This window comes from Kutzneria sp. 744, assembly GCF_000568255.1.
Classification (GTDB): domain Bacteria; phylum Actinomycetota; class Actinomycetes; order Mycobacteriales; family Pseudonocardiaceae; genus Kutzneria.
Window position 1 is genome coordinate 4,237,523 of sequence record NZ_KK037166.1, and the last position, 8,414, is coordinate 4,245,936.

At 71.2% G+C, this 8,414-nt stretch carries 9 protein-coding genes; 3 read left to right on the forward strand and 6 right to left on the reverse strand.

The genetic code is table 11. The features are described from left to right. Positions 1 to 216: 216 nt before the first annotated feature. A complete protein-coding gene (locus tag KUTG_RS19070) occupies positions 217 to 1,782 on the forward strand; it encodes a WD40 repeat domain-containing protein (RefSeq protein WP_255361028.1) in 1,566 nt (521 codons plus the stop codon). Positions 1,783 to 1,977: 195 nt separating this feature from the next. Here the strand turns inward: KUTG_RS19070 and KUTG_RS19075 are convergent, their stop codons facing one another. From KUTG_RS19075 to KUTG_RS19090, 4 genes are read right to left on the reverse strand one after another with little or no spacing between them, the layout of a single operon-like run. Further along, positions 1,978 to 2,715 (reverse strand): glycosyltransferase family A protein, encoded by a 738-nt coding sequence (locus KUTG_RS19075; protein WP_063753540.1) that lies wholly within the window; start codon positions 2,713 to 2,715, stop codon positions 1,978 to 1,980. Next, positions 2,715 to 3,458, reverse strand: coding sequence for a glycosyltransferase family 2 protein (locus KUTG_RS19080; protein ID WP_052394941.1), 744 nt, complete (start codon positions 3,456 to 3,458; stop codon positions 2,715 to 2,717). Before KUTG_RS19080 ends, KUTG_RS19075 begins: the two co-directional genes overlap by 1 nt. Beyond that, positions 3,458 to 4,177, reverse strand: coding sequence for a glycosyltransferase family 2 protein (locus KUTG_RS19085; protein ID WP_052394943.1), 720 nt, complete (start codon positions 4,175 to 4,177; stop codon positions 3,458 to 3,460). The genes KUTG_RS19080 and KUTG_RS19085 overlap by 1 nt, the downstream gene beginning before the upstream one ends. Continuing rightward, positions 4,177 to 4,914: a glycosyltransferase family 2 protein gene (locus KUTG_RS19090; RefSeq protein ID WP_052394945.1), complete on the reverse strand. Its 738-nt coding sequence runs from the start codon at positions 4,912 to 4,914 to the stop codon at positions 4,177 to 4,179. The genes KUTG_RS19085 and KUTG_RS19090 overlap by 1 nt, the downstream gene beginning before the upstream one ends. A 72-nt stretch (positions 4,915 to 4,986) precedes the next feature. Between KUTG_RS19090 and KUTG_RS19095 the strand changes: the two genes are divergently transcribed. Continuing rightward, positions 4,987 to 5,523, forward strand: coding sequence for a DUF2165 domain-containing protein (locus KUTG_RS19095; RefSeq protein ID WP_052394947.1), 537 nt, complete (start codon positions 4,987 to 4,989; stop codon positions 5,521 to 5,523). Here KUTG_RS19095 and KUTG_RS19100 read toward each other — a convergent pair. Further along, entirely contained in the window at positions 5,467 to 6,747 is a 1,281-nt protein-coding gene (locus KUTG_RS19100) for a sensor histidine kinase (protein WP_198047224.1), read from the reverse strand. The genes KUTG_RS19095 and KUTG_RS19100 overlap by 57 nt on opposite strands. 14 nt (positions 6,748 to 6,761) lie before the next feature. Next, complete coding sequence (locus tag KUTG_RS19105) at positions 6,762 to 7,694, reverse strand: acyl-CoA desaturase (protein ID WP_043718578.1); 933 nt, start codon at positions 7,692 to 7,694, stop codon at positions 6,762 to 6,764. 139 nt (positions 7,695 to 7,833) lie between these two features. Between KUTG_RS19105 and KUTG_RS19110 the strand changes: the two genes are divergently transcribed. After that, positions 7,834 to 8,414 (forward strand): catalase (locus KUTG_RS19110; protein ID WP_157495579.1); only part of this gene is annotated, 581 nt, incomplete at its 3' end.

Sequence of the window (8,414 nt, forward strand, 5' to 3'; positions counted from 1 at the left end):
GCTGGCCGCGGCCGGCGACGACCACCTGGGGCGTGTTGTACGACATCACCGACCCGGCCCGGCCCCGGCCCCTCGGCCGGCCGCTCGACCAGGACACCGGCACCGTCTACCTGGTGGCGTTCAGCCCCGACGCAAGACGCTGGCCGCCGCCTGCGAGCACCAGAAGACGCAGCTCTGGGACGTGCACGACCTGGCGCCCCCACGCCGCTGCCCCCGCTGACCGGGCACACCAACCCCGTGCGCTCGATCGCCTTCAGCTCGAACGGCCACTACCTCGCCGCCGGCGGCGACGACAAGACCGTGCTGCTCTACGACGTCTCCAACCCGCGGGCGGCGGTCCAGGTCGGGGCGCCGCTGAGCGGCTACAAGGACACCGTGCACTCGGTGGCGTTCAGCCCGGACAACAGCATGCTGGCCAGCGCCAGCGCGGACGGCTCGGTCCGGCTGTGGAACGTCCGCGACCCGGCGTCGATGTCGGAGATCGGGCTGCCGCTGAGCGGGCTGAGCGCGCAGTGGTCGCTGGCCTTCACGCCGGACGGCAAGGTGCTGGGCTCGGCCGGCGGCGACGGCTCGGCCCGGTTGTGGAACGTGACCAATCCCGAGCAGCCGGGCCTGATCGGCCAGCCGCTGACCGGCAACGGCCTGTACGCCATGGGCTTCAGCCCGGACGGCAGGACGCTGGTCACCGGCGGCGGCGACACCGAGGTCCGGCTGTGGACCATGCCGTCGCCGCTGGGCATCGGGCAGACCGGCTCGATCAACGCACCCACCCCGCGTCCGGACGGCAAGGTCGTGGCCAGCGGGGCCGCGGACGGCTCGGTGCGGCTGTGGGACACCTCGGATCCGGCGCACCTGCGGCAGCTGGGCGTGATCACCGGGCTGGAAGGCGTCAGCCAGACCCGGTTCACGCCCGACGGCCGCGTGCTGGTCGTGACCGGCGGCAACAAGGGGGTCCGGTTCTTCGACGTCTCCGACCCGAACCATCCCCGCCAGCTGGGAACGCCGATCCCGCTGGAGACCCGGTACTCGTCGATGCTGGCGATCAGCCCCGACGGCAAGATCATGGCCTCCGACCACGACGACCACACCGCCCAGCTGTACGACATCAGCGACCCGGCGCACCCGCGGCAGCTGGGGCCGCCGGTGATCAAGCACGGCGACCGGCGCAGCGACTACATCTACGACGGCGTGTTCACTCCGGACGGCAAGACGCTGATCACCGCCAGCGCCACCAACACCGTTCGGCTGTGGGACGTCTCCGACCCGGCCGACCCCAAGCCGATCGGCAGTCCGCTGACCGGGCACGAGGACGCCGTCGGCGCGCTGGCGCTGACCCCCGACGGCCAGACCCTGGCCACCGCCGGCGACGACGACTTCGTGCTGCTGTGGGACGTCAGCGACCCGGCCCACCCGCGGCAGCTCGGCCGGCTGACCGGCTACGCCAAGGGCATGCAGTCGGTGAAGTTCAGCGCCGACGGCCGCACCCTGATCACCGGCAACGCCGACCAGGGCGTGCGCATGTGGGACGTCTCCGATCCGGCCAAGCCGGTGGCGATGGGCCTGTCGGTGGTGCAGCGCAACCTGACCTACGACGCCGCCGCCTACCTTCCCGGCACCGACTACATCGTGTACGCGACGAACCCCGACGTGGCGCTGCGGACCCTCGACCTGGACGTCGACCACGCCGTGAACCACATCTGCGCCGCCACCCGCAACGTCCTCACCGAATCCGTCTGGGCCCTACACCTCTCCCAACTCCCTTACTCGCCCCCCTGCCCTTAACAACGCGAGCGCGCCCCCAGCAACGCGAGTCACGCTCTCGGGCGGGAGAGTCCCGTCCTCGGGCCCACCCACCCGGCGCGACCACGCTGGAAAATGCCCGAGGGCGGAACTCGCCCCGGTGCCCGAGAGCGTGACTCGCGAGGGTCTGCCCGAAACCGACATTCGGTGTGCCCGAGAGCGTGACTCGCGGGGGTTTCAGTAGTGCAGGCCCGCTGCGCGTTGGGCGGTTATGCGCTGGGTGATCTGGGTGTCGGCCAGGGGGAAGAGGGACTGCCAGGAGGGGGCGCGGGTGGTTTGGCCGGGGTGTTGGCGGGCCAGCCAGGTCGCGGCAGGGGTGAGGTAGCCGGGCGCCAGGTCGGCGACGGCGACCAGGAGGGCGACGTCCTCCGAGCGAGGGGCGGCGGCCCAGCCGCCGAGGGCCCGTACGGCGGCGGTGCGCATGGTCAGGCCGGCCGGATGGATGGGCACGCCGCCGTGATCGACGAAGTACTGGGTGAGCACCCCGCGTTCGACCCGGCCGGCGGCGAGGTCGAGGCGCACTGACCGACGGCTGCCGTCGGCCAGCAGGTCGTCGCCCTGGCCGGCGACCCAGTGGATGTCGGGATGCGCGGCGAAGGCCTCGATGGCGACGGAAAGGCCTTGGGGCAGCAGCAAATCATCGGAATCGAGGACGTGGACCAGCTCGCCGTCGGCGCGGGACAGCGCCAGGTTCCTCGTCACGGCAACGCCGAGCCGCTCACCGTTGGCCCGGTAGCGGGAGAACGGGAAGTCCTCGACCAGCTCGTGCAGCGACGGCGAAGGGCCGTCCTCCTGCACGATCCACTCCAGCACCCAACCGGGCGGGAGCTGTTGCGCGGCAATGGAATTGCCGGCTTCGACCAGCAGCTCGGCCCGGTCGGCCAGCGCCGGCGTGAGCAGGGACAGCAGCGGCATCAGGCGTCCAGCTCCAGACCCAGCTCGCACAGCGCGGCCAGCCGCTGGCGGACCATGATCATCGACTCGGCCCGCAGCGTCCGCCACGCCTGCTCGCCGGTGGTCTGCGCGGTGTGCAGGCGGTGCAGCCACGTCACTTCCGACGTGATGTAGCCGGGCGTCAACTCGGCCAGAGCGACGAACAGGGCGCTGTCCTCGGACCGAGGATTGGCCGCCCAGCCCCCGAGCGCCCGCACGGTCCGAGTGCGCATGGTCAGGCCAGCACAGTGGATCGGCGGCTCGCCGCGCTCGACGGTGAACTCGTTGATCTTCCCGGGCTCGACGTAGCCGGCCGGGTACTCCAGCGCGAACGACCGTCGGCTGTCGTCGGGCAACAGGTCGTCGGCCTGCGCGGCGACCCAGTGCACCGCGGGATACGCGTCAAATGCTTCTACGGCAACGGAAACGGCGTTGGGCAGCAGCTCGTCGTCCGAGTCGAGCACGTGCACGAGCTCGCCGTCGACCCTGGTCAGCGCGAGGTTGCGGGTGGTGGCGATGCCGAGCTGCTCGCCGTGGGCGGAGTGCCGGGCGAACGGGAAGCGCTCGACGACCGGGGCCAGCGACGGCGACGGGCCGTCCTCCTGGACGACCCACTCCAGCCGCCAGCCCTCGGGAAGCTGTTGGGTGGCAACGCTTTCCCCGGCCCGAGCCAGCAGATCGGCCCGGCCGGCGTGGGCCGCGGTCAGCACGGACAGCAGTGGCATCAGTTCGTCCCCATCCGCAGCCCCAGTGCCCTGGCGGCGGCAAGTCGCTGGTGGATCATCAGGTACGACTCGGCGTGCAGCGCCCGCCAACCCGGTTGCCGCACCGTCTGCCCTTCATGGCTGCGATACAGCCATGAAGGGGTGGCGTCGACGTATCCCGGCGCGAGTTCGGAGATCGCCGCGACGAGTTCGATGTCCTCGGCCCGAGGATTGGCGCACCAGCCGCCGACCGCACGAATGATCGCCGTCCGCGCGGTGAGACCGGCGCAGTGGATCGGCGAACGTCGATGTTCCTTGACGTACGCGCCGATTGCGCCACGGGCGTGCACACCCTCGGGCAGCAGCTGGAAGTAGACCGCGTCGGCCATCCGCGGACGGCCGACGACCCACCGGATCTCGGGGTGCACGCTGAACGCCCCGATCGCCCGAGCCAAGGCGCCGGGCAGCAGCACGTCATCCGAGTCCAACACCCGCACGAGTTCGCCGTGAACCCTGGCCAGCGCAAGGTTTCTGGTCACGGCGACACCCAACTGCGCGCCGTTGGCGGCGTAGGAGGCTTGGGCGACCTCGCCCAGTCGCGGCCGCTCGCCGTCCTCCTGGACGACCCACTCCAGCTCCCAGCTGGGCGGAAGCACTTGCGCAGCAACGGATTCGCCGGCGGCGGCCAGCACCTCGGCGCGATCGCCGTGCACGGCCGTGAGCACGGACAGCAGCGGCATCAGGCCATCGCCTTCAGCCGCCGCATCGACTCGATGCGCTGCCGGATCACCGTCCAGCACGCGGGATCCAGGTCCGGCCAGTCGTCGGCGCGGGTCATCTGACCGGGGTGCTGCCGGTACAGCCAGGTGACCTCGGGCGTGTGATAGCCGGCGGCGACCTCGGCCGCGGCCACCACCAGCGCCATGTCCTCGGCCCGGGGCAACGCCGCCCAGCCGCCGACCGCGCGGGCCAGGTCGGTGCGCAGCGTCAGGCCGGCCGGATGAAAGGGGCCGCGGCCGTGTTCCAGCACGTAGTCGTTGACCGCGCCGGCCTCGACGCGGCCGGTAGGCGAGATCGGCTCGAAGCTCACGCGGCTGCCGTCCGGCATGAGGTTGTCGGCCTGGCCCGCGACCCAGCCGATATCGGGGTTCCGTTCGAAGGCGGCGATCACCGTGGCGAGGCCGTTGGGCGCCACCAGGTCGTCCGAATCGAGGACGTGCACGAGGTCGCCACGGGCTCGTGACAAGGCCAGATTGCGGGTTGCGGCCACGCCCATGCCCACCCCGAGCGCACGGTGCGACGCCACCGGAAAACCGGCCACGACCGACCCCAAAGCCGGCTCCGGGCCGTCCTCCTCGACGATCCACTCCAGCTCCCAGCCGGACGGCAGCGCCTGGGCGGCCAGGCTGCCGCCGGTGGCCGGCAGCAGCGGGGCTCGGTCGGCGAGCGCGGCGGTCAGCACCGAGACCAGGGGCATGACCGTGAACGTACTGGAGAGTCCCGCCGAAACCTGCCCAGGGTGACGAACAGCCCACGTAGAGTCCCCGCCATGCGTCTTCTCTCGAGACTGGGCGGCCTGCGTGTGGTCGTCGGGGTGCTCACCGCGATCAGCGCGCTGCAGCTCGCGCTGATCACGATCGGCAACATCACGGACTACGACACGAACTACGCGTTCGTGCAACACGTGTTCGCGATGGACACCACGTTCAAGTCGCCGCACCTGATGTGGCGGGCCATCACCAGCCCCGGCCTGGTGACCACGGCCTACGTCCTGATCATCGCCTGGGAGGGCCTGGCGGCGATCGCGCTGATCGCCGCGGTCGTGGCCTGGATCCGGGGCAGCGAGGCGGCGAAACGGCTGTCCTCGCTGGGCTGGCTGATGGAGGCGATGCTGTTCGGCGGCGGCTTCATCGCCATCGGCGGCGAGTACTTCCAGATGTGGCAGTCCTCCAAGTGGAACGGCCTGTCCGCCGCGCTGCAGAACGTGATCATCGCGTCCGTCGGCCTGATCCTGGCCAACCTGGTGGCATCACGGGGCCGTGAGCGCGCAGGGGACCTCCAGGTAGACGACAGTCGGGCCGCCTAGCGGGCTGGTCACCAACAGGGTTCCGTCGAAGGCGGCCAGCCGGCGCTCCAACCCGTGCAGGCCGCCGCCCGGCTCGACACTGGCGCCGCCACGCCCGTCGTCGCCGACCACCGCCACCAGCTTCCCGTCCGAATAGGACAGCCGCAGCCACACCGTGTCGGCCGCGCCGTGCTTGGCGATGTTGGTCAGGGCCTCGGCGATCGCGAAGTACACCGCCGACTCCACCGGTTCCGGCGGCCGCCCCGGCAGGTCGATGGCCACCTGCACGGGCAGCGGGCTGGCCAGCGCCAACGCCTGCAGCGCGCCTTCAAGGCCCCGGTCGGCCAGCACCGGCGGCAGGATGCCGCGCACCAGCCCCCGCAGCTCGGCCAGCGCGGTGGTGGTGGACTCCCGGGCCTCGGCCAGCAGCTGCTTGGCCATCTCGGGGTTGTCGTCGACCGTCTCCTCGGCCATGCCCAGGCTCATGCCCAGCGCCACCAGCCGGGCCTGCGCCCCGTCGTGCAGGTCCCGCTCGATCCGTCGTAGCTCGGACGCGTGCGTGTCCACCGACACCGCCCTCGATTCGGACAGCTGCGCCACCCTCGTGGTCAGCTGGGTGTTGGCCACCGCCGCCTCGGTCGGCCCCAGCAGGCCGGCGATCACGGTGGCGTTGAGCCAGATCAGCCGGGGCGACACCCAGCTCCAGAAGATCAGCTCGGCCGCGCCCAGCGGCACCACGAACCACGATTCGCCCTCGGTGCGGACAGAGAAGCCGAGCACCTGGATGTCGCCGCCGTCCGGCACGAACAGGGCGAACCACAGCGGCGTCAGCAGCCAGAACAGGCCGCCCAGCAGCAGCGCCACCACCAGGATGTTGGTGATCAGACCGACCACGATGTTGGACAGCAGCCAGCTCAGGTCCCGCCAGGTCGCCGGGTCGCCGGCGGCGATGCGGAACCGCGCCACCCAGTTGTCGGCCGCGCCGATCGACCGGTACGGGCGGGCCACTTCGCGGCCGAGCAGGCTGCCGGCGACCGACCGGTGCAGGTCGGCGAACCGGCGGCTCAGCGCCACCGCGGCGATGACCGCCGGCACGCCGATCCAGAGCGGGATCAGGGCCGTGGAGACGATCACGAAGACCAGCACCGGGATGCCCAGCAGGCTGGCGATCGCCAGGCCGAGCGCCACCGGCACGAGTCGCAGTCGCGTCATCATGCGGGAGACCAGGGTGATCGGTGGGGCCACAACTGCCATTCTCCTCAAACCCGACTGGCCGACAGCCGCTTTGCGGCAAGTCGCTCGGGGTCCGGCCAGCGCACGTCGTGGGCCCAGCCGAGCCGCTCGAAGAGCCAGATGACCCGGGCGCTGGGATCGACCTGGCCGGGCAGCGCGCCGTGACGGGCGCAGGTGGGGTCGCTGTGGTGCAGGTTGTGCCAGGACTCGCCCATGCTCAGCACGGCCAGCCAGCCCACGTTGCGTGACTTGTCGCGGACCTCGAACTCCTCGGCCCCGAACGTGTGACAGATCGAGTTGATCGACCACGTGACGTGGTGCAGCAGCGCGACGCGGACCAGCGAACCCCAGAAGAACGCCGTGAGGGCGCCCTGCCACGACATGCTCCACAGGCCGCCGACCAGCGCCGGCGCCAGCAGCGACACGGCCACCAGCAGCTCGAACCGCTCGTGCACCCGCTTGATCGCCGGATCGGCCAGCAGATCGGGGCAGAACTTCTCGGCCGAGGTCCGCTCACGATCGAACAGCCAGCCCACGTGGGCGTGCACCAGGCCCTTGGTCAGGGCCTTCCAGTCCGAGCCGAACCGCCACGGCGAATGCGGGTCGCCGGCCCGGTCGGCGTACTTGTGGTGGCGGCGGTGCGTGGCGACCCAGTCGATCACCCCCATCTCCAGCGCCAGGCTGCCGGCGATGGCCAGTCCCACCCGCAGCGCCGGTGTGGCGCGGAACGAGCCGTGCGTGAACAGGCGGTGGAATCCGACCGTCACGCCGAATCCGGACACGAAGTAGAAGACCACGACGACCACGACATCGTGCCAGCCGAGGCCCCAGCCCCAGGCCAGCGGCACCGCGGCCAGCAGCGCCAGCAACGGCAGCACGACGAAGACGGCCACCAGCGACCGTTCCAGGGCGCCCTTCGGTTCGGGATCGAGATCGGGCCTGGCCAGCGCTGTGGACACGGGAACCTCCGGGTAGTTCGAACGTGTCCCAAACACTGCCGGGTGGGGAAGCCCAGGTCAGGATGCCTGGACTCCGAACTCGTGGTGGGCTTAGACCTACTGTCGACTCCCCCACCACGCCGATTGGACCAGCACGCTCATGACCGCTGAAAGCTCGCTGCCCGTGCAGGTCGTCGACACCATGGAGCACCTCGACGGCCGGCACGCCGGTTACCGTCGGGCCCATGCCCGTGGCGCCTGCTTCGTGGCCACGTTCACGCCCACCGGCGACGCCGCCAAGTACACGGCCGCCGCTCACCTGTCCGGCGAGCCCGTCTCGGCCACCGTGCGTTTCTCCAACGGCAGCGGCAATCCCGCCATGCCCGACACCCAGCCCGGCGGGCGGGGCATGGCCGTCAAGTTCGCGCTGCCCGACGGCACCGCCACCGACCTCATCGGGGTGAACCTTCCTCGCTTCCTGGTCGCCACCCCTACCCAGTTCCTCGATCTCGTGCGGGCGCTGGCCGCCGACAAGGACGCCGGCAAGGGCGACAAGGCCCACCTCCAGGGCTTCCTGGCCGCCAACCCCAGCTCCATCCCCGCCTTCCAGGCTCTGGGCGAGATGGGCGTGCCGGCCAGCTTCGGCACCACCGCCTACGCCGCCCTGCACGCGTTCATGTGGGTGAACGCCGATGGCGACCGCCAGGCCGTGCGCTACCGCTGGGCCCCCGCCCTCGGAGA